This is a genomic window from Streptomyces sp. D2-8, from assembly GCF_023184515.1.
In the GTDB taxonomy this organism is placed as follows: Bacteria; Actinomycetota; Actinomycetes; order Streptomycetales; family Streptomycetaceae; genus Streptomyces.
In genome coordinates this window covers 1-20586 of sequence record NZ_JAAHBP010000023.1, presented here as the reverse complement: position 1 = coordinate 20586, position 20586 = coordinate 1, and the positions used below count along the sequence as shown (strand labels likewise).

Annotated in this window: 15 protein-coding genes and 3 pseudogenes; 10 read left to right on the top strand and 8 right to left on the bottom strand. The window is 68.1% G+C overall.

What is annotated here, in order from left to right:
- Positions 1 to 251: 251 nt before the first annotated feature.
- The 5 genes and pseudogenes from G3I77_RS32360 to G3I77_RS32345 form a co-directional block, all read right to left on the bottom strand.
- Entirely contained in the window at positions 252 to 512 is a 261-nt protein-coding gene (locus G3I77_RS32360; RefSeq protein ID WP_248509346.1) for a hypothetical protein, read from the bottom strand.
- Positions 513 to 728: 216 nt separating this feature from the next.
- Positions 729 to 896 carry a hypothetical protein gene (locus G3I77_RS32355; RefSeq protein WP_248509602.1) on the bottom strand — a complete coding sequence of 56 codons (168 nt, stop codon included), beginning with the start codon at positions 894 to 896 and terminating at the stop codon, positions 729 to 731.
- Positions 877 to 2091 carry a hypothetical protein gene (locus G3I77_RS32350; RefSeq protein WP_248509345.1) on the bottom strand — a complete coding sequence of 405 codons (1215 nt, stop codon included), beginning with the start codon at positions 2089 to 2091 and terminating at the stop codon, positions 877 to 879. Before G3I77_RS32350 ends, G3I77_RS32355 begins: the two co-directional genes overlap by 20 nt.
- A 512-nt stretch (positions 2092 to 2603) precedes the next feature.
- Positions 2604 to 2702: pseudogene (locus G3I77_RS41315) on the bottom strand (3-oxoadipate enol-lactone hydrolase); the annotation flags it as partial.
- A 32-nt stretch (positions 2703 to 2734) separates the two neighbouring features.
- Positions 2735 to 3019 (bottom strand): annotated as a pseudogene (locus G3I77_RS32345) (transposase); the annotation flags it as partial.
- 596 nt (positions 3020 to 3615) lie between these two features.
- On the opposite strand from G3I77_RS32345, the gene G3I77_RS32340 reads away from it, so the two are divergent.
- Complete coding sequence (locus G3I77_RS32340) at positions 3616 to 4233, top strand: restriction endonuclease (protein WP_248509581.1); 618 nt, start codon at positions 3616 to 3618, stop codon at positions 4231 to 4233.
- Between the two features lie 41 nt (positions 4234 to 4274).
- On the opposite strand, the gene G3I77_RS32335 is transcribed toward G3I77_RS32340, so the two are convergent.
- On the bottom strand, positions 4275 to 6692 hold the full coding sequence (locus G3I77_RS32335) for a DEAD/DEAH box helicase (protein ID WP_248509344.1): 2418 nt from the start codon (positions 6690 to 6692) through the stop codon (positions 4275 to 4277).
- A gap of 582 nt (positions 6693 to 7274) precedes the next feature.
- Here G3I77_RS32335 and G3I77_RS32330 point away from each other — a divergent pair.
- The 3 genes from G3I77_RS32330 (at position 7275) to G3I77_RS32320 (ending at position 9838) form a co-directional block, all read left to right on the top strand.
- Positions 7275 to 7421, top strand: a complete 147-nt coding sequence (locus tag G3I77_RS32330; protein WP_171112612.1) for a PGPGW domain-containing protein — start codon at positions 7275 to 7277, stop codon at positions 7419 to 7421.
- Between the two features lie 33 nt (positions 7422 to 7454).
- On the top strand, positions 7455 to 7748 hold the full coding sequence (locus G3I77_RS32325; protein WP_248509343.1) for a hypothetical protein: 294 nt from the start codon (positions 7455 to 7457) through the stop codon (positions 7746 to 7748).
- 1133 nt (positions 7749 to 8881) lie between these two features.
- Positions 8882 to 9838, top strand: coding sequence for a TAXI family TRAP transporter solute-binding subunit (locus tag G3I77_RS32320; protein WP_248509342.1), 957 nt, complete (start codon positions 8882 to 8884; stop codon positions 9836 to 9838).
- A gap of 29 nt (positions 9839 to 9867) precedes the next feature.
- On the opposite strand, the gene G3I77_RS32315 is transcribed toward G3I77_RS32320, so the two are convergent.
- Complete coding sequence (locus G3I77_RS32315; RefSeq protein WP_248509341.1) at positions 9868 to 11286, bottom strand: HAMP domain-containing sensor histidine kinase; 1419 nt, start codon at positions 11284 to 11286, stop codon at positions 9868 to 9870.
- A gap of 9 nt (positions 11287 to 11295) precedes the next feature.
- Positions 11296 to 12048 (bottom strand): response regulator transcription factor, encoded by a 753-nt coding sequence (locus tag G3I77_RS32310; RefSeq protein ID WP_248509340.1) that lies wholly within the window; start codon positions 12046 to 12048, stop codon positions 11296 to 11298.
- Between the two features lie 218 nt (positions 12049 to 12266).
- Here G3I77_RS32310 and G3I77_RS32305 point away from each other — a divergent pair, with 218 nt between their 5' ends.
- The 6 genes and pseudogenes from G3I77_RS32305 to G3I77_RS32280 form a co-directional block, all read left to right on the top strand.
- Entirely contained in the window at positions 12267 to 14381 is a 2115-nt protein-coding gene (locus G3I77_RS32305) for a TRAP transporter fused permease subunit (protein WP_248509339.1), read from the top strand.
- Positions 14378 to 15379 (top strand): TAXI family TRAP transporter solute-binding subunit, encoded by a 1002-nt coding sequence (locus G3I77_RS32300; protein ID WP_248509338.1) that lies wholly within the window; start codon positions 14378 to 14380, stop codon positions 15377 to 15379. The genes G3I77_RS32305 and G3I77_RS32300 overlap by 4 nt, the downstream gene beginning before the upstream one ends.
- Positions 15380 to 15614: 235 nt before the next feature.
- The gene (locus G3I77_RS32295) at positions 15615 to 16049 is read left to right on the top strand and encodes an ATP-binding protein (protein WP_248509337.1); all 435 of its coding nucleotides are present in this window, start codon (positions 15615 to 15617) and stop codon (positions 16047 to 16049) included.
- 58 nt (positions 16050 to 16107) lie between these two features.
- Positions 16108 to 17253, top strand: coding sequence for a DUF475 domain-containing protein (locus G3I77_RS32290; RefSeq protein ID WP_248509336.1), 1146 nt, complete (start codon positions 16108 to 16110; stop codon positions 17251 to 17253).
- Positions 17254 to 17536: 283 nt separating this feature from the next.
- Complete coding sequence (locus G3I77_RS32285; protein ID WP_248509335.1) at positions 17537 to 19423, top strand: long-chain fatty acid--CoA ligase; 1887 nt, start codon at positions 17537 to 17539, stop codon at positions 19421 to 19423.
- A gap of 907 nt (positions 19424 to 20330) precedes the next feature.
- A pseudogene (locus G3I77_RS32280) lies at positions 20331 to 20586 on the top strand (DNA-directed RNA polymerase subunit alpha); the annotation flags it as partial.

Genomic DNA, 20586 nt, shown 5'->3' with positions numbered 1-20586 from the left:
TCTCTTGATCACATCTGTGCACTTCCTGTGAAGTGCCTGGGTGACCGTACAGAGATCCAAAAGGTACTCAACTGGAGCAACTTGCCATGACTCAGTCATTTTCCAGCTCCAAAACCCTCACATCAACATCAATTTGTGATGCAAATCCGCCTCCTTCTCTTCGGATTCAGGTCGTTGTTGCCCCCTTTGTTGCCGTCATGAGTGAGTGAAGGGCGGGTGAACTCCGGAGTCGGCCGTCCAGATGCGGCTGCTCAGGCGTGGACGGTGAGGAGCCGGCGGCTGGTGGCGTCTAGTTCGGCGACGCGGACCTGGAGGTGCAGGGCACCGGTGCGTGGCAGCACCAGCGGCGTGTCGACGACCAGTTCGCCGACCGCCGTGCAGCCCTCCTCGTCTCCTGCCCGTACGGCCAGTTCAGCGAGAACCGTGTTCGGTACGACGGTCTCCCCGGCGACGCTGTGGCGAGGAGGAGTCCATACGGGCCGACCGGCGGACCGTGAACAGCGCCTCGTCACGGTCTGAGGGGAACAGTGCCGCGCCGATGAGGGGGGTCGGTGCTGTCCAGACCGAAGCCGCCGGCGTCGCGGCTCCCGAACGTGAGCGCGTCGACCTAGTACCGCTGGTGGTGGAAGGCGTACGTAGGCTGTCGGCGGCGGCTGAATTTTGGTTCTGGACCACTTTCCGTGTTGCGCTGACGGACGGTCACCGCCCCCGCAGGGCCCGGGCACTACTCACACGGCCAGCAGGACCCGTTTGCGCAGCAGGTCCAGCCCCGCACGGCCTAACATCTGCCGCTTGAGCATCTTGATCCGGTTCACCTGGCCCTCCACTGCGCCCGAGCTGAACAACAGCGACAACCCCGTCGCCACCGCCGGCCGGTCACACCCGATCCCGTTCACAAACGACCAGCCACCCGCGGTCGCCTTCGACGCTCTGTCTGCGCAAGGGCGCCTTTGCACCGAAGATCTGTCTTCGTGGCCGAGGTGGATCTGGACGATGTGCTGTTCCGCGAACTGGACGGGGTGGCTGGTACGGCGCTTCCGCTGCAGTGCGCCCGCGTGTCCGAAGGCCACCTTCGCCGAGCAGCAGGTCGGCGGGCTCACCTTCCGGCACGGCCGCCGCAGTCAGCGTCTGCAGGCCATGCTGCAGCGGCAGGTTGGTCACCACGAACTGGTTCAGGATGTCGTCGCGATCCATGAACATGATCTGACTCCGCTTCGCCGCGTCCAACGCGTTGCCCAGCCAGTTGCGTGCAGCCTTGGTGATCTCCCCGCCAGCCACGGTGAACGCATGGTCGACAAGGACACGCCGGCTGGTCTCGGGGTCGAAGATCTCGTGCGCCAGCGTCATCAGGGCCTGATTGTGAATCTCAGCGATGTTGGCATTTCCCGCCCTGGACTTTCCGGTAGCGTCCAGTTTCCCGCGCTTCACCTGAATGCCGAAGTACAGGAAGTGCTGGCTCGGCAGGGTGTAACGCATCCAGATGTCCTTGCCGTACTCCAGCGCCTTGTCCCGGTGCCCAGCCGCAGTGATCCGGTGAAAACCCAGCTGCCGGAACAGTGGCAGCAATATTTCCTCAATGAGCGCATCCTCACTGCACGTTTCCAAGAACGCGGCAAGTGCTGCACGCCGCTGCATCTCGGCGACGCTCAGCGGACGATGCGGATTCTCGGCCAACATCGAGGCGGTGTTCGTTCCGCAGGTAGCAGTGCTTGTCCTCCCCATAGAAGGCTTCGAAACCTTCCCGGGCGAGCGTTCAGCAAGCGCAGGGCATCGGGCCGGTCGAGACCCTCGTTGAGGGCATCCGCCGGATTCATCAAGTGGTCGATCACCCTGCAGAAGGACTCCTGTGGGTGTGAAGACCCCTCGTGCGGCTCTCCCCAGCAATTGTTCCAGCACCCCCGCAACCCAGCGATGCCGCGTCGAACCGTCGTGCTCCCACTCCATGTCGAGTTCCGCGAAGAACTCGGTGATGTAACTGCTTGAGCGATACGGGAAATATGCAGGCTCGGCACCAACCTGAGGATCAGCCGCACCGAGGTTCCCGCAAATGAGGTCGCCAAGCCTTTCCAGCGTTCGCTTTCTGAACTTCACGACGCCCCCAGAGCCGCTCCCCCAGCCGCCGCATGCCGACCATTGTGCCCTGTTCCCGCAGAACGCCCGGCACGTACGACCAAGTCCGGTTTCATCACGGGGCGCAGCACCAACGATGGCCACCACGTCGCACATCCGCCCGCCCGGTTTCCCCGCGGGGTCGCGTGGCCTCACAGGTCCCGTCTTGCTGGCTGCAATCGCAAATCCAGCATCGCCGAACGCAGCACAGGGACACGAAATGCATGAGAAGCCGAGCCCGTCATGCGCGCAAGCACAGTCGAGCTCGAGACGCAGCCCTACCGGGGCTCCGGTAGGGCTGCGTCTCGTGGCTCCGGGCAGAGGCCCCGCCGGCATGCTCCCCAGTGCGGCCATGTCCTATCACCGGCCTGTCACAGGCGCTGTCACACGTCTGTCACCAACTACGCCGACTCCCCCGGAGCGCGACACCCTGACCTGGACTTACGCACCCGCCCTGGACTGACATGGACGCCCGAAGACGGTCTCTACAACCTGTGCCATGTGGTACCCAGTGAGGGACCGAGGATCAGGACGGGAGCCTCTTCTGGCCCGTCAAAGCGGTATTGCAGGGTGTTCGACGGTGTCTCACTCACGCCCCAGACCCTCTCACGTCTCACAGACGCCCCTATAACGCGGGGGTGCAGGAAACCGGTCTGACCAGGTTGAAGACCTCGCGGGCTGCATATCGCTTGAGGCATCGGATGATCTCACGTCGGGTCTTGCCCTCCTGGGTGCGGCGTTCGTAGTACGCCTGGGTGCGTGGGTCGTGGCGCAGGCGGGTGAACACGATGCGGTGCAGGGCCGCGTTGGCCTGGCGGTCGCCGCCGTGGTTGAGCCGGCGCGTGCTCCGACGGCCAGAGGAGTACTCGATGGGGCTGACTCCGCAAAGGGCGGCAAAGGATGCCTCGGACCCAGCCGTTGGCCGGGGTCTGCGGACCAGTCGATGGGACCGGACGCTGGGCTGCGGGCCTCGTCTGCGCCAAGGTGATACTGCTGGGAACCCTGCCGTTGTGCCAGGCGGCGTCGTCGTAACTCGATCACCCGGAACGTGATGCTCACACAAGCCCTGGCCGTAGCAGCCAGACTGCACTGCGACACAGAAGCGCGAACGCAGCTCCCCGCCGCAGCGTGAGTGGCGTCAGCGGGCTGGAGCCGGGGGCACCGCGGCCATGGACGAGGCTTCACCTTGCCCACGCCAGTGCCTTGATCCGGTGCGGCACCGGCACCGCGTGAGCTCGATCAGCGCACCACATGCCAACCTCGCTACGGGCAGCAGCACTTCTGTAGATGCTGGCCATCGCCCCAGTATCGGCCCGGTCACGCCGCTGATCCGGCCAATGGCCGACCCCGCGCTCTACTCGGGTCGGCCCTCGTCGGCCAGACTGCCGCACCGAGGTGCGCTGGGGACGGGAGGCTCGCATGGCGGCTCGGCGTGGACAAGGTGCGGTTGCACGTAAGCGGAGGGTGGTCCGGCTGAAGCGGGCATCGGCGTGTGGGGCCGCCTTGGTGGTCCTCCTGGTGATGTTCTGGTCGATGGTCTGGCCCTACGTCACCGGGGCCCTGTTGCTGGGCGGCGTGGGAACGGCCGCTTGGTGGCTGTGGCGCACTGACCGGCTGGTACGCCAGAGGGACCACCTATGGCGTCAGGCCGATCTGATCGATGCCGGTCGACGGACGCTGACCGAAGTGGACGCGATGACCGGTATGGAGTTCGAGGAACTGGTCGCGAACCTCTGCCGACGAGACGGGTGCGTCGAGGTACGCCGGGTGGGCGGCGCGAACGACAACGGAGCCGACGTCCTCGGCCGTCTTCCGGACGGCCGCAGCATGGTGATCCAGTGCAAGCGGTACGCACCGACCAACACGATCGCGAGCCGCGAACTGCGGGACCTGCTGGGAGCCCGGGTGCATTTTGGTGCCGATCTGGCCGTCTTCGTGACGACCACCCGGTTCAGCCGTCCGTCGGAGAAGTTCGCGGTACAGCACGGGATCCTCGCCATACACCGTGATCACCTCGGGGCGTGGAACGGGGGAGCCTCTTTGATGTCGCTCGCGGAGATCAACGGTGCCGGCCAGGGGGACGCCCAGCACAGGACACGCTGGAAGCAGGCATACAGCAAGTAAGCCCCCCTGTATGAGGGCAGGGAGGCAGGGCCACTCCCTGCTCAGGTCCCACTCGTGTCGTACAGCCTCCAAGCCGGCCAGCGGATGGCTCCTTCTTCCTCGTGTCCGCCGCTCAGCAGATTCCGTCGGTGCAGGGCCAGCCGCAGATGACGTGCCGCGTCGGTCTCTTCCTCCGGCTCATGATCGAGCAGTATGGCCCGGGTCGCTGTGCCATCGGTGTAGCGCACCAGCGCGTCGGCCGGATGCCCGTGGAGGCTCTCACCCAAGGTGACAGTGGCTCCGGGTAGCTGGGAGAGGACCTGATAGAGGCGCTTGGACAGGGGGTCTCCGGCATGGTCGTGTGGTCCTGAGCGGTCGTCTTCCGCTGCGTCGAGCAGTGCGACGGCTACACCGCCCCGTTTCCGCCAACGCTCTTTGTCCCCCACCACGATGAGGTGACTGCGTGCTCTGGTAATGGCGACGTTCCAGAGGTTCAGCTGGCCGGCGCCCCATTCGACGGCGCCGGGGTGCATGCCCTCTCCGGCAACGAGTGAGAACACCATGACGTCGCGTTCACCGCCTTGGAAGGTGTGCACCGTACCGACGCGCAGACGCTCTTCGTCATATCGACTCAGTCGACGACGCAGTGCTTCGGCCTGCGCTGCGAAGGGGGTCACCACGCCAATGGTGGCCTCTGGAGGCAGTTGCTCCAACAGATACCGGACGCTCGCGTCCACTTTGTCCATCTCGACATCGTTGACCCAGGAGCCTCCGTACGGCGGCCGGGCTGCGCGGCCGGGCACGTGGGTCCAGATGACTGCCGGACGCGGCAGGGCAGGCCGTCCGCGAGTGTCCGTGAGAACGGTCAGTTCACCGTCGTAGAAGAAGTCGTTGGAGATCGCGGCGATACGCGGGTGGCAGCGGAAGTGTTCGTCGAGCAGCAGAGTGCCGCCGACGGACTTTTCGGCGGCGTGGAAGGCGGAGTGGCGCCGGTAGGCAAGGCGGTGCTTCTCCAGCCATTCCGACCGCAGTCCGAGTTTCCGTCGGACGAGCGCCTCGCGTTCCGGGCTGATCTTCGCGATGTGCGCCAATTGCATGGCGTCGCCGATCACCAGAGCCCGCCGCGCGCGGAACAGCAGCGGCAGAACGTGCGGGATGGCGCACTGGCTGGCCTCATCAATGACGACGAGGTCGAACAGAGCCGGGCCGGGTGGGAAACGCCGGGCGGAAAGGCTGGTCACCGCCCAGCCGGCCACCGCGGGCTGGACCTTCTGCCCGTGGGCCCGGCCGAGGACTTCCCGTATGTCGGGCCAGTCGCTGCGGTCGCTGTCCCGTGCGCGGAGCAGGTCGAGGATGCGGCGACGCCCGGCCCGTGCATGTGCCTGAACAGTGCTGGCGAGAAGGGTGCGCGACGCGGCATGCACAGTCGCCTCGGCGCCGTGCAGAGCTTTGGACAGATGTGTGTCATCGACGGAAGCCACATGACTGTGCAGGTCACGCCAGTCGGCCTCGGCGGCGGCGAAGCCGGCGAGCGCGAGGCACCCTGCGACGTGATCACCGTCGTACGCGCCGAGGCCGTGCATACGCAGAAAGCGGGTGCAACGCCAGCTCCCGAGGAACCACGCGCGGGCGAGGCGGCCCGCCTTCTCCTCCAGCTCTTTCGGTTGCGTCGGCCCATTGAGGACCTGGTGCAGTTCGGTTACGGCAACACCGAGCTGCCTGGCGTGCTCCTCGCGGGCCTCACCCGCCTGGCGCAGCTGCCGTTCCGTGGTCGCGATATGCGCGAGAGCGTGCCGGTCACGAGCAAGCTGGTCGGCCGACACGTCGACCTCCACGGCGGCGGTGGCCACGTTGGGCGAGGGCTCGGCCATGGTCCGCAACTCGTGCAGGGCGGCGATCTCGTGCTCCGCGTTGCTCGTCGCGTTCTTTCGGGCCGAGCCGGTGCGTACGACGCTGCCGGGGACCAGCCTGTCGCACCGACGCCAGACCTCGTCCACGGCCTCGTTGTTCGTGGAGGCCACCAGGACGGTCTGCCCGTCGACGATGGCGGTGGCGACGAGGTTGGCCACCAACTGGCTCTTGCCGGTGCCGGGAGGTCCCGTGGCCACGGTCAGGCGGCGGGTCATGGCAGAACGGATGACCTCGGCCTGGGCTTCGTTACAGGGCAGAGGGGTCACCAGGCGCGCAGGTTCCGTATCTGCCAGAGCCAGCGCACGTGCGCGCTGAGCGGCGTCGGGCGCGAGGGCGCCGAGGGCAGTCATCTGGATCTGGTCCGTCTGCTTTCCGATGTCCGTGAAGTCGTCGAGCAGCCGCTTCGTGAAGCCGGTTTTGGGAAGGGCCGTGAAGAGGACCGCGGCGTTACGGGCACCGTGGCAGGGAGTGTGGACGTCGATACGGTCCGCAAGCTGGTCGGGGCGGAGTTCCTGCACGCACGGCAACTCGAAGTCCTCGGCCAGGAGATTGCGGGCCTCCACTGCCATACGGTCGTGCTGGCCCCGGTGCCAGGAAGGCTGGAAGGTGTCCGCGAGATGGGAGGCTTCCTCCTCGCCGAGCCAGTCGACAGCGAAGTGCCTTCCGGCATTGAACCGGAAGTCACCCGCTGACGGATGATCTTGTCGCTGGACTACCGCCCCGGACCTGCCCGAGCCGCCCGACACCTACGCACACCAGGCCATCCGACGTGCAGCTCTCACGATGCACCGGGCTCACTGCCATGACACCGGAATCCCCGTACGCGTCCAAGGCTCCTTCACCAGTCCTCCGGGCGGCCAGGCCACCATGGAGGTGGACCACTTTGCAAGATGATGAGATTTGACGGGTCGAATTTCGTTGCCGCGCGGGCAGTCCAGCGGGTGCCGAAGCGCAGGCTGGGCGAGCTGCGAGTGGCAGGGAGCGCTCTGGTCAGAGTCGGTTGTGGTAGATGGTCTGTAAAGACCACGTCAAGCTCGATGTGGGGTGTGCCGGGAAGTCTGGTCGGCGTTTCAAGGGGGCTGTGTGCCCGTTCGTCGACGTTGCCCGGAGACTCCACCGTCGTGACTCTTGCTGCCAAAGGGTGTACCGGCATGGCCTTGGTAGTCGTGGGCGCACTGCTCTTCCTTGCAGGAGCTGCGCTCTACGTGCTGCCCGGCCCCGGCTTCCCTGTCCTTGTACTCGGCCTGGCCGCTCTTACCATCGGCTTCTTCATGCTCACCGCGCTCCGCCGCAGGTGATCACTTTCACCCCCGACAGGAGCCCTGGTTCCCATGCTCTGGCAGTGGATGGGCCTCGCCGCCTTCTCTGTCACTCTGTTGCCCGCTGGAGTCGCTCTCCTCATCGGCCGTATTCCACAGCGGCTGCGTCCTCGTCTGGACCCGATGCGCCCGCGCGGCCTGGCGCTTCTCGCCTTCTACGCCGCTGCGCCGCTCAACGCCATTCCCCGCCTGGCCGACGCCTCGCCCTTGATCACCCTGGCCGCCACGGGCCTGGCGATGGTGGTGACGCTCACGGGATGCATCGTGGTGATCGTCGCCACCCAGCGGACCAGGGCCACCCGATGACCGGCCGTACACGCTTGGTGCGGCATGCCTGCTCCCTCGCAGCTTGGTGGCTGCTGCTGGCCCTGGCTCTGTGGCTCCTTGGCCACGCCGCCGGCCAGACCTCTTCCCTCACGGCATGCGCCGCCTCCTCGGCGTTCCTGGTCGGCATCGGGGAGATCGGTGACTGGCTGCGCCGACGCTGGGCAACTCACCGTGGACAGTCAGGGTCCGCTGCCAAACGAACCCGTTCGAGGCGCATGCAGGGGTGAACTTGTGCTCTCTCGTTGGTGGTACGCCCTGATCAGTGCCGCGTGCCTGCTGGGTTTCCTCGTCGCCGCAGCCCTCGGGGACTGGGCCGATGAGAACAACGTCGGCTGGCTGTCTTCCGGCTGCGTCGCCATCGGAGGCGCCATGCTGGGCATCGGTCCGGTCATGGCCGGGCGGGCCCTTCTGCCCGGCCGGCTACGGCGGGCGATGTTCCGGGTGCCCCCACCCGAAGGACGGCACCGACGACCAGGGCCGCCTCGCTGAGTTGCCTGTCCCGGCGCGGCGGCTCCCCTGCCCCGGTCCTCGTGCGGCGGTGGAAAGGTTCCTCGCAGCTGGAGCGGCCGGGGCCGAGACTTGCGAGAGCTGAAGGAAGGTGGGGATGTCACGAAACCCGAGGAGCGAGTTCTTTGACGGCCCGGGGGGGGGGGATGTGCTTGAGCATCGTGTTCTGTGGGTGGACGGCGGCTAGCAGTGGCAGCGCCTCCTGGGTGAGGATTGCTGCGACGTTGACGATGGTGGCCTGCGTGGTGTTGTTGGCAAGGCATCTTTTGCGGCGTGCCCGTGGCCATAGGTCTTCCGAGCCGGATCGATCGACATCCTGAGGAACGCAGAGACCGGGGACGTCCCACCGTCTGTCAGGGAGACGGGCCGAGGGGATGGACGGGGTTCGGCCGACGCGGTAGGAGTCGGTGCTGCCGGGTTTGGGCTTGCGGCCGCCGGGCTGTTCACCGTACGGCAGCACCGCCGGGGACGCCGCCGACCGTCCACCGCCCGGTCACGGACCGCCGTCTTCGCAGACGGCTAGGCTGACCGAGTCGGCCCATCGGACCCCGCACGACATGGGCCGCACGCCCTGTACGCGGCTCGGAACGTCGAGGGAGGTACCCATGCGGCTGGCGCGCGTACTCGCCGCCGCCCTCACCACGGCACTACTGCTCGCAGGGTGCGGCGGAAGCGACGCGCCGCCCCGCCCGTCCGGGGAGATCAAGGTGGCCACCGGCAACCCGGGCGGTGTCTACGCGGACTATGGGGCCGGTTACGCCGACCTCATCGAGGGCCGGCTGCCGGACGTCTCGGCGCGGGTTCTGCACACCGGAGGCAGTGTGGACAATCTGCGCCGGGTGGCCGCCGACCAGGCACAGGCGGGCTTCACCCTCGCCGATTCCGCCGCCGACGCAGTCGCCGGGAGCGCGCCCTTCTCCCAGAAGCTGCCCGTGGTGGCGCTGGCCTCGCTCTACGACAACTATGTGCAGTTGGTGGTCCGCGCGGACAGCCCGGTCCGCAGCGCGAAAGCGCTGCGCGGGCTGCGGGTCTCCGTGGGGTCCGAGGGCTCAGGCACGGCGCTGATCGCCGAGCGCATCCTGAAGGTCTCCGGGCTCTCCCCCAACGGTGACCTGACCTCGCTGCGGCTGGATGTGCGCGAGTCGGCGACCGCCTTGGCCGAGGGACGGATCGACGCCTTCTTCTGGAGCGGCGGCCTGCCGACCGGAGCCATCACCGAACTGCGCCGCAGCACCATGATCCGCCTCGTCGACCTCGGCGACGTGGTCGACGAGCTCACCGGGTCCTACGGCGAGCTGTACACCGAGACCACCGTGCCGGCCGTCGTGTACGGGGCGCAGAGCGCGGTGACCACGGTGAGCGTGCCGAACTTCCTGGTGGTACGGCGGGACATGCCGGAAGCGGAGGCGTACTGGCTGACCCGGCTGCTGTTCGAGGGGCAGTCCCGGCTGATCCGGGCGCACCCTGAGGCCCGCCGCCTCGACCGGCGTACGGCGATCGCCACCCACCCGCTGGAGCTGCACCCCGGCGCCGCTCGGTGGTACCGCGAGTCACATCCCTGACCGCTCGCAAGTACCGTCACCGGCTCCCCTCACAGCGGATCGGACAGGGGATCGCCGGGGAGTGCCGGCGCGGCGGGCAGCCGTACGGTGGCGGAGAGTCCGTGTGGCCGCGCGGCTGCCAGGAGCAGTTCACCGCCGCCAGCCTCCACCACCATGCGGGTGAGCGCGAGGCCGAGCCCCGTGCCGCGGACGTTCTGGTGACGTGTGCTGCGCCAGAACCTCCCGCCCGCCTGGGACAGTTCCTCCGCGGTCAAGCCGGGGCCGGCATCCCGCACCGTCACCTCGACCGTTTCCATCGCTGCCCCGGCCGGGGCGCGGTGCACGGAGACATCGACCGGTGCCCCCTCGCCGAACTTGAGGGCGTTGTCGAGCAGGGTGTCGAGTGCGTGGTCGAGACAGTCGGGCAGGGACAGCGCGCTCACCCCGTCGGGAATCTGCGTGGTGAGCGGGACACCCGCACCGGAGAAGGCAGCCCGCCAGGCATCGACCCGGTGCGTCACCACGGCGGTGACGTCGACCGGTCCCCTTTCCGCCTCCGACGCCTCCGCCCTGGCCAGCCGCAGCAGCCCGTCGAGCATCTCGCCGAACCGGTCGGCCTCCTCCACGGCGAAGTGCAGTTCGTTCAGACCGCGCGGGTCGTTCACGAACTCCTCCAGGTTCTCCACCCGCAGCCGGAGCGCGGTCAGCGGATTGCGCAGTTGGTGGGACGCCTGTGCCACGAACGCCCGCTGCTGCTCCTGGGAGGCGTGCATGCTGTCCGCCATCACGTTGAAGTGGTTGGCGAGGCGGCGCAGTTCCGGGGCACCCACCCGCTCCGACACACGGGTCTTCAGGCTCCCGAGGGCGACCTCATGGGTGGCACGGTCCAGGTCGTGGACAGGACGGAGCACCCAGCGAACCACCGGCGCCGCGACCGCGATCACCACCAGGACGAGTGCCGCGAGGCTGCCCAGCACCACCAGGGTCAGATGGTCGGCCACCTCGGAACGGGCCTGTTCGGTGGGTGAGACGATCAGCACGGCACCCAGCACACGGCCGTCGCGCCGGACGGGCTCGGCCAGCACGAAGGGCCGGTCGTCCCATGGCCACCACACGCCGGGCTGCTCGGGAGGCCGGTCGGCGAGGGCGAGCAGCAGCGCCGACCGCGCCTGCGGCTCCTCCAGGTCGACGGGGCGCGAGGCGATCACGGTCTCGCTGTCGGCGTCGACCACCGCGACGCGTGAGTCGTAGAGGTTCGCGTAGCGGTCGGCGGCGGCCTCCAGACGGCCGGTCCGCCCCGACTCCAGGGCGGTGGCGGCCAGGTCCGCGAACCATGCGCCGTCCTCGACCCTCCCGATGAACGAACTCTGGACCGTACGCTCCGCGGTGGCCCGCACCAGGGGCAGGCTGAGCGCGACGATCAGACCTGCGACCAGGACGAAGACGATGAAGAGAAGTCGGCGGCGCATCCGGCGTCCTCACTCGCCTGCCGCCGCCGGACCGCCGGCCTCCGCGCCACCACCGTCGGCTCCCGGACCGGTGCCGCCCCCCGGACCACGGGCCGCCCCCGGGCCCGCGGAGAGCCGGTACCCGAACCCTCGCACGGTCTGTACCAAGCCCCCCGCCCGCCCCAGCTTGCCGCGCAGGGTGGCCACATGGACGTCGAGGGTGCGTGACATGCCGTCGTACGTCGTCTGCCACACCTCCACCACGATCCGGTCGCGGGGTACGGCGGCACCGCCCGCGCGGGCCAGCAGGGCGAGAACCTCGAATTCCTTGAAGGTCAGGGCGACGCTGCGCCCGTCCACGGTGACCGTGCGCCGCCCGAGGTCCACCTCCAGGCCCTCGACGGCGACGAGCCGGTCCTCATGGCCGCGCTGGCTCACGCTGCGCCGGAGCACCGCCTCGATACGGGCCAGCAACTCCGCGGTGCCGAACGGTTTCACCACGTAGTCGTCGGCGCCGCTGCGCAGCCCCCGCACCCGGTCGGGCTCGTCTCCCCTCGCGGTCACCGCGATCACCGGTACGCCGCCGCGGGCGCGCAGTTCGCGGCAGACCTCGATGCCGTCCCGGTCGGGCAGACCCAGATCGAGCAGCACGAGATCGGCGGGGGGTGCCGCCAGGGCGTCGGCGGCGTTCGCGGCACGCCGTACCTCGTATCCGTGGCGCCGGAGGGCACCGGTGAGGGCGTCGGCGACCCGGTTGTCGTCCTCGACGAGAAGTATCCGCACACGGCCTCCCGGTGGATGGAATCCGGCGGGCCCTGAGGCCCGGCGGCACAGGTGCCGAGGGAGCGCGCAGGTCACAGCCGGTGCGATGAGCGTAGAAGTGACCGCCGTCACTGAACCCTAAACCTACGTTAAGTCCTCGGTCGTGCTCTGTTGCACGCATGTGAACAGCTGCCACGGTCTGGGACACCACGAACCGCCTAGTTCCAGGAGAAGCCGCGATGAGCATGGCAACGGTGCCGCCCGAGCCGAGGCAGCGATCAGCCGAGGAGCTCGTGGCCGAGTTCGAGCAGGAGCGGCCGGCCCGGAAACTCTCCCCCCGGGTCTCCGCGGCCGTGTCCGTGGTGTGCGCCGCGCTGTCGGTCTTCGTTCTGTACGCGATCTTCTTTCCGGTTGCCAAGGGCACCCAGTACTACCTGACCCTCTTCCTCGCGGGGACGCTGCCGTTGATCTTCCTGACCCACCGCGGGACAGTGCGGGTACCGGCGCTGCTGCTGCCCTGGCGACGCGGTGACCGCACCGCGCCCGCCGACGGGGTGCCGGACAAGGCGGCCGTCCGCCACGACAACCCGGGGTGGCTCGACTGGCTGCTCGCCGCGGCGGCACTCGCCGTGTGCCTGTACCCGCTGCTGGAGTTCGACGCCTTCATCGAGCGGCGCCAGCTGCCGACCTCGCTGGACACGGCGGCCGGCCTCGCCATGATCGTGCTGGTCCTGGAGGCGTGCCGACGCACCACCGGCTGGGTCCTGCCGGCCTTCTGCGCGAGCTTCCTGGTGTACGCGTACTACGGCGGACTGCTGCCGTACGACTGGTCACTGGCGCACGGCGGCTTCGACATCGACGCGATCGCGGCCCACTTCTTCATGGGCACCGACGGCGTCTACGGTGTGCCGCTGAACGTCGCCGGCACCTACATCGTCCTGTTCACCATCTTCGGCGCCGTCCTCGACATCTCCGGCGCGGGCAAGTTCTTCATCGACCTGTCGTTCGCGGCCTTCCGCGGCTCCCGCAGCGCGCCCGGACGCACGGTGACCGCCGCGGGCTTCCTCCTCGGCACCGTCTCCGGTTCCGGCACCGCGACCGCGGTCAGCCTGGGCTCGGTCGCCTGGCCCGTCCTGCGCCGGGCCGGTTACGGCAAGGAGCAGGGCGGCGGAGTGCTCGCGGCCGCCGGGATCGGCGCGATCCTCTCCCCGCCGACACTGGGCGCCGCCGCGTTCATCATCGCCGAGTACCTGAGAGAGAGTTACCTCACCGTCCTGCTGTACGCGCTGGTGCCCACGCTCCTGTACTACCTGGGCATCCTCCTCGCCGTCGAGATCGACGCCCGCAAGCACCACACCCAGCCCGTGGTGGACGACGAGCCCACCTCGGCACTGCGCCTGCTGGGCCGGTTCGGCTACCACTTCCTCTCCCTCTTCATGATCGTCGGCTTCATGGCGATGGGACTGCCCCCCTTCAGGGCGGTGGTCTACGCGACGGCCCTGCAGTTCCTGCTGTCGTTCCTCGACCCCAAGCACAGGATGACGCCGCGACGGCTGTACCAAGCCCTCGCAGAGGGCAGCAAGTCGGTCCTCCCGGTCGTCGCCACCTGCGCCGCGGCGGGCATGATCGTCGCCGTCGTCACCCAGACCGGTCTCGGCCTGAACCTGGCCTCGGTCATCGTCGACGCGGCCGGGGCCTTCGGCGAGAACCCGACCGTGACACTGGTCCTGACCGTTCTCTTCGCCGCGGTCGCGGTGTCGATCCTCGGGCTCGCGGTCCCGGTCACCGCCTCGTTCATCATCGCCGCGGTGATCATCGCGCCGGCCCTGCTCGAACTGGGAGTCGCCACCCACGAGGCGTACATGTTCATCTTCTACTACGCCGTGCTCTCCGAAGTGAGCCCGCCGACGGCCATGGCGGCGGCCGCCTCCGCCGCCATCACCGGCGGCAACCCGATGCGCACGATGGTGGCGACCTGGAAGTACTCGCTGCCCGCGTTCCTCGTGCCGTTCGCCTTCGTCCTCACCGACAACGGCGCCCATCTGCTCGGCACCGGCGGCCTGTGGGGCGTCCTGTGGACCACCGCGGTCTCCGCCCTCGCCGTAGCCGCACTGGCCGCGGCCACCGGAGGCCGGCTGCTCGGCCCGGCGGGCCCGGTGGAGCGTGCGCTGTGCGCCGCCGCCGCCCTGTGCCTGCTGTACCTCGAACCCGTGGCGATCTCCGCGGGTTGCGCGGCCCTCGTACTCGCCCTCGGCGTGCATCTCGTACGCCGTCGGCAGTCCACCCTCTCGGGTTCCACCACCGGTGAGAACCCCGAGGCGGACACCATCACGGAAGGACAGCTCTCCTCATGAAGCACCGGATGCGCACCCTGCGCCTCGCCACCGCCGCTCTCGCCGTAGGTCTGCTCGCCACCGCCTGCGGTGGCGGGAAGCAGACCGAGAACACGGCCGCCGACAGCGGCGGGAAGGGAGGCCGGCTCACCATCGCGACCGGCCCCACCACCGGCGTCTACTACCAGATCGGCGGCGGACTCGCGGAGCTGATCTCCGACAACCTCGACGGCTACCGGGCCACCGCCACCACCACCGGCGCCTCCGTGCAGAACATTCAGGGCCTCGGAGCCGGCACCTACGACGTCGCCTTCTCCCTGCTGGACACCGCCGGCGACGCCGTCGAGGGCAAGGAGTCCTTCTCCTCCCCCCAGGACATCGAGGCACTGACCCGGCTGTACCCGAACTACACCCAGGTACTGGTCCGCTCCGACGCGGGGATCGACTCCATCAAGGACATGAAGGGCAAGCGAATCTCCATCGGGGCCCCCGGCTCCGGCACGGAAGTGATCGCCAACCGGCTGCTGAAGGCCGCCGGGCTGGACCCCGACAAGGACGTCTCCGCCGACCGTCTCGGTCTCCCCGAGACCGTGGACGCCATGAAGGACGGCACGATCGACGCGCTGTTCTGGTCCGGCGGGCTGCCCAGCGGCGGGATCACGGACCTCACCACCAGCCTCAAGAAAGAGGTCCGCTTCCTGGACGTGACACCGCAACTGTCCGCTCTGAACCAGGAGTACGGCGACGTCTACATGACGGCCTCCATCCCCAAGTCCGTATACAACCAGTCCAAGGACGTGCCCACGATCGTGGTACCCAACGTGCTGCTGGTGAAGAAGGGCTTCGACCCGGATCTCGCCGCCGAGATCGTCAACCTCGTCTACGAGAAGAAGAGCGAACTGGAGAAGGTGAACGCGGCCGCGGCCGACATCGATCTCGACATGGCCGAGATCGTCACCCCCGTCCAGCTGAACCCCGGCGCGGAGAAGGCGCTGAAGGCCCTCGCCCAGAAGTCCTGAGCCAGGCAAGGGGCAGGTGGCCGGTCCGTCCCGAAATGGACCGGCCACGCATCACAGACAGATCAACCTCTACCCGGCGCGGGCGCACCAACGCGGGCGGACGACAAGCCATACGCCCGATCCCGGGAACCACTGCCGGCCCCTCCTTCATATGCCTGCTGCCTCACGCCCGCCGACCGTGTCCGCGGTGTCGCCGCCCGGTCCGCACCGGGAGCGCACCTGTCAAGGGGTGATCATGGTGCACACCCACAGAGAACTCCTGTGCCGCGACTTCACCCTCAGCACGGGGGACGAGACCGTTCCCACGGCGCGTCGGCTCATCCTGTCGACGGTCGGTGACTGGGGTCTGCCGCTTCCGGACGAGACGCTGGATGACCTGGCGCTGCTCTCCGGCGAGGTGATCGCCAACGCGCTGCAGCACGCCACCGGCCCGTACAGCGTCGTCGTGAGCTGGACGAGGGCCCGGCTGCGGGTGGAGGTGGCCGACACGGCTCGCCCCCTCCGGACCTCGCATGGTGGCGAGCCGTACGCCGAGAGTGGTCGCGGCCTGTTGCTGGTCGCGGCCCTGGCGGCCGATTGGGGCAGTACGCCCACGGCCACGGGAAAGACCGTTTGGTTCGAGGTAGCACCCCACGCGCCCACAAGCCATCTCGACCGGCCGGCGTCGTGACACGAGCGGCGCCGGAGCCCCCCAGCCTCCGTATTCACTCCGACTGCATGGGAAAGACATGATCTTGAGGACATTCGGCTGGTCGTTCGCCGTCACGGCGGCCGGCCTTGCCTTCGCCGCATGGCAGTGGGGCTGGGAGGCGTTCGGGATCGTACTGATCCTGTCGATCCTCGAGATCTCGCTGTCCTTCGACAACGCGGTCGTCAACGCCGGGATCCTGAAGAAGATGAACGCCTTCTGGCAGCGCGTCTTCCTCACCCTCGGCATTCTGATCGCGGTGTTCGGCATGCGGCTGGTGTTCCCGGTCGTGATCGTCGCCATCAGCGCGAAGGTCGGCCCCGTCGAGGCGGTGCAGCTCGCCCTCGACGACCCGAACCGCTACGAGGACCTGGTCACCGACGCCCACCCGGCGATCGCCGCGTTCGGCGGCATGTTCCTGCTGATGATCTTCCTGGACTTCATCCTCGAGGACCGGGACATCAAGTGGCTGGCCCGGCTGGAACGCCCGCTCGCCAAACTCGGCAAGGTCGACATGCTCTCGGTGTGCGTCGCGCTGATCGTGCTGCTGGCCACCGCGACGACCTTCGCCACCAACGCCCACGTCAGCACGGGCCACGCCGACAAGTCCGCCACCGTGCTGCTCTCCGGCGTCGCCGGCCTGGTCACGTATCTCGTGGTCGGCGGTCTCTCCGGCTACTTCGAGGACAAACTCGAAGAGGAGGAGGAGCACGAACACGAGGAGGAGGAAGAGGCCAGGGCCGAGGGCAGACCGGCCCCGGCGGTCGCCCTGGCCGGCAAGGCCGCGTTCTTCCTCTTCCTGTACCTGGAAGTGCTGGACGCGTCCTTCTCGTTCGACGGGGTGATAGGCGCCTTCGCCATCACCAACCACATCTTCTGGATGGCGCTCGGCCTGGGCATCGGCGCGATGTACGTGCGTTCACTGACGGTCTATCTGGTCCGCGAGGGCACCCTGGACGACTACGTCTACCTGGAGCACGGCGCCCACTACGCGATCGGCGCGCTCGCCGCGATCCTGCTGGTGACGATCCAGCACGAGATCAGCGAGATCATCACCGGCCTGGTCGGCGTGTTCCTGATCGCGGCCTCCTTCCTGTCCTCCGTACACCGCAACAAGACACTCCAGGCGGCAGAAGAAACAGCCGCGGCCTCGGGCGAGAAGACTCAGGTCTCGGCCGGGGCCTGACCAGCCGACGAACCCTCGTGTGCCGTTCCACCACGGCGGGTCGCCCGGGGAACGACCTCCCACTCTGCCCTTCCGCCCGCTCGGCCAAGCCGTCGCTACACGCTTCGCCCACTGCATGTGGCGCATTGACCAACAGCGCGCAGCACACCCACGGTAGGCGGGGGTTCACCCCAGAACCTCCCCCTTACGTGCCGGAGGCTTTGCCCTTAGTCTCAGATCTGCTTACGAGTTACCAGCCAGTTAACAAGCCTTTGGATGGGCGCATCCGGGCCCGGAGGTCGATGTGAGTTCCGCGCAGTCTCTTCTTGAAAGCCGCCCCGTTTCCGTGGCGCACCTCTTCCTCTCAAGAGTCCGGGCCACACCTGACCTGGAGGCTTACCGCTACCCCGCACCGTCCGACGACGGCTCTTCCGGCACCGAGCAGTGGCACTCGCTGACCTGGGCGCAGACCGGCGAGCGGGTCAAGGTGATCGCGGCGGGCCTTCTCGCACTCGGGGTGCGGCCCGAAGAGCGTGTGGCGATCTCCTCCTCCACTCGCGTGGAATGGATCCTGGCCGACATGGGCGTCATGTGCGCGGGCGCTGCCGCCACCGCCGTCTACCCCAGCACCAATGCCGACGAGACGGCGTACATCCTCGCCGACTCCGGAAGCCGGGCGATCTTCGTCGAGAACGCCGCCCAGCTGGCCAAGGTGGTCGCCCATGCCGACCGCCTTCCCGGGCTCGACCACGCGATCCTCTTCGACCCACAGGCGGACGCCCTACCCGTGGACGGCCTGGAGGTGCTGTCACTCGCCGAGCTCGAGAAGCTCGGCACCGCGCACCTGGAAGAGCACCCTGCCGCAATCGAGGCAGCCGTCGGCGCCATCGAGCGGGAACAACTCGCGACCCTCATCTACACCTCCGGCACGACCGGCCGCCCCAAGGGCGTTCGCCTCGTCCACGACTGCTGGTCGTACCAGGGCGTAGCACAGGAGGTCAGCGGGCTGCTGCGACCCGACGACGTGCAGTTCCTCTGGCTTCCGCTGTCCCACGTCTTCGGCAAGGCTCTGATCTCCGGTCAGATCGGGACCGGACATGTGATGGCCGTGGACGGGCGTGTCGACCGCATCATCACCAACCTGCCCGCCGTTCGGCCCACCGTGATGGCATCCGCACCGCGGATCTTCGAAAAGGTCTACAACGGCATCGCGAGCAAGGCGAGGGCCGAGGGCGGCGCCAAGTACAAGATCTTCCTCTGGGCGGCGCAGGTCGCCCGCGACTACGCCAGGGCGCAGCAGAACACCGTGGCGGCGAACGCGAGGCGCAGGGCCCCTATGCGGCTCTCCGTGCAGCACGCCCTGGCCGACCGGCTGGTGTACCGCAAGATCCGCGCTGCCTTCGGAGGCAATCTGCGCGGCAGCGTCTCGGGCAGTGCCGCGCTCGCGCCCGACATCGGCTACTTCTTCGCCGGCGCCGGCGTGCCCGTCCTCGAAGGCTACGGCCTGACCGAGACCAGCGCCGCCTGCACCGTCAACCCCGCCGACGACCTTCGCGTCGGCACCGTCGGCAAACCCCTGCCCGGGACCGAGGTCCGCATCGCCGACGATGGCGAGATCCTTCTCCGAGGGCCCGGAATCATGCGTGGCTACCACAACCTCCCGGAGAAGACCGACGAGGTGCTGGAGAGCGACGGCTGGTTCCACACCGGCGACATCGGAGAGGTCGACGGCGACGGCTTCGTCCGGATCACCGACCGCAAGAAGGACCTGTTCAAGACCTCGGGCGGCAAGTACGTGGCTCCTACGGAGATCGAAGGGCGCTTCAAAGCCATCTGCCCGTTCGTCAGCAACGTCCTCGTCATCGGCAACGGCCGCAACTACTGCACCGCTCTGATCGCCCTCGACGAAACCGCCATCATGCCTTGGGCGGCATCCCACGACCTCGGTGGCCGCGGCTACGCGGAGGTCGTCTCGTCACCGCAGGTGCACGAGTTGATCGACGGCTTCGTCCAGCGCGTCAACGGCGAACTGCAGCGGTGGCAGACCATCAAGAAGTTCTCGGTGTTGCCGCGCGACCTCGACGTGGAGCACGGCGAGCTCACGCCGAGCCTCAAGGTCAAGCGGCCTGTCGTGGAGCGCGAGTACGCCGAGGCCATCGAGGCCATGTACGAGGGTTCCCGCGAGGCGTGACCTCCATCGGTCCGGTGGTGCGACCGAGCCTCCCGGGCCGCTGCACGAGCTGGTCAAGGCGGCGTCCCCCGCCAGGTTCGTGGCTGCCGGGCCGATCACCGCCGGGACCTGCACCATCACGAAGGCGACCCGGCCACACATCCGAGGGGACGTCATCCTCACTCTGCATATCGCCGAAAGAGTGGCCGACGGCAATGGGAGTCCTCTGGGACTTTCCCCCCACTCCACCTCAGGGCTCAGCTCGTCGCGACCTGGCCCTGCCCGCCTTCGAGCATCCAGGCGGCATGACCTTCACCAGGGTCTCGGACAGGCACAGTCTGCGCTTCACCGGGGCGCACGGTGACTTGGCGCGGCGGGTGATTTCGATGGCTGGCGGTCGGCGAGAAAGCGCAGAGCAGGTTGGATGAGGTGTCGGTGGTGGCCTTGGGTGCCGGAGCCCTCGGACCAGCCGCATGGGGCAGCGACGGCAGGCACGCAGACTCCAGCTGCATCCCCGGCGGCGGTTCCCGGAACGAGGACTTCCGTCACGCGGTGCGCCGCATCACTCACGTGACTGAAGAATCAGCCGCCGCAGCAGGGTGGGCCACTCAGGAGATCGACAGGCTGATCGTCCACCAAGCAAACGCACGCATCAGCGTAGTTGCGCCTGGGACAGCCTCCATCCCCCTTCTGCTGAGTCACTCCGCGATCAACAGGCAGCTGAAACCCAGGCAACGAGTCGTCGTGACCTCACACGCTGAGGCCCTGGGGACCACCATCCCCCTGCCGATCTTGGGTACCGTGGTCGCCACTGTGGCTGATGGACCTCTCCACGTGCTATCTCCCGGAGTCGCATCCGTAGCGCCCGTACCCTTCGTGTGTCCACGGCGTCACACAGCGAGCGCCAAACCACTGGAGGCACCACCCCGTGCTCATTGCTCAGCGTCCGTCCCTGACCGAAGAGGTCGTCGACGAATTCCGCTCCCGGTTCGTGATCGAGCCGCTGGAGCCGGGCTTCGGCTACACCCTCGGCAACTCCCTGCGCCGGACCCTCCTGTCCTCGATCCCGGGTGCGGCGGTCACGTCCATCCGCATCGACGGCGTGCTGCACGAGTTCACCACCGTGCCGGGCGTCAAGGAGGACGTCACCGACCTGATCCTCAACATCAAGCAGCTGGTCGTCT

What these genes read in the sequence shown, in the direction of transcription:
- G3I77_RS32335 (WP_248509344.1), bottom strand. Translation starts at nt 6,692, where the DNA reads ATGGCAGTGGAGGCCCGCAATCTCCTGGCCGAGGACTTCGAGTTGCCG.
- G3I77_RS32330 (WP_171112612.1), top strand. Translation starts at nt 7,275, where the DNA reads ATGGCCTTGGTAGTCGTGGGCGCACTGCTCTTCCTTGCAGGAGCTGCG.
- G3I77_RS32325 (WP_248509343.1), top strand. Translation starts at nt 7,455, where the DNA reads ATGCTCTGGCAGTGGATGGGCCTCGCCGCCTTCTCTGTCACTCTGTTG.
- G3I77_RS32320 (WP_248509342.1), top strand. Translation starts at nt 8,882, where the DNA reads ATGCGGCTGGCGCGCGTACTCGCCGCCGCCCTCACCACGGCACTACTG.
- G3I77_RS32315 (WP_248509341.1), bottom strand. Translation starts at nt 11,286, where the DNA reads ATGCGCCGCCGACTTCTCTTCATCGTCTTCGTCCTGGTCGCAGGTCTG.
- G3I77_RS32305 (WP_248509339.1), top strand. Translation starts at nt 12,267, where the DNA reads ATGAGCATGGCAACGGTGCCGCCCGAGCCGAGGCAGCGATCAGCCGAG.
- G3I77_RS32300 (WP_248509338.1), top strand. Translation starts at nt 14,378, where the DNA reads ATGAAGCACCGGATGCGCACCCTGCGCCTCGCCACCGCCGCTCTCGCC.
- G3I77_RS32295 (WP_248509337.1), top strand. Translation starts at nt 15,615, where the DNA reads ATGGTGCACACCCACAGAGAACTCCTGTGCCGCGACTTCACCCTCAGC.
- G3I77_RS32290 (WP_248509336.1), top strand. Translation starts at nt 16,108, where the DNA reads ATGATCTTGAGGACATTCGGCTGGTCGTTCGCCGTCACGGCGGCCGGC.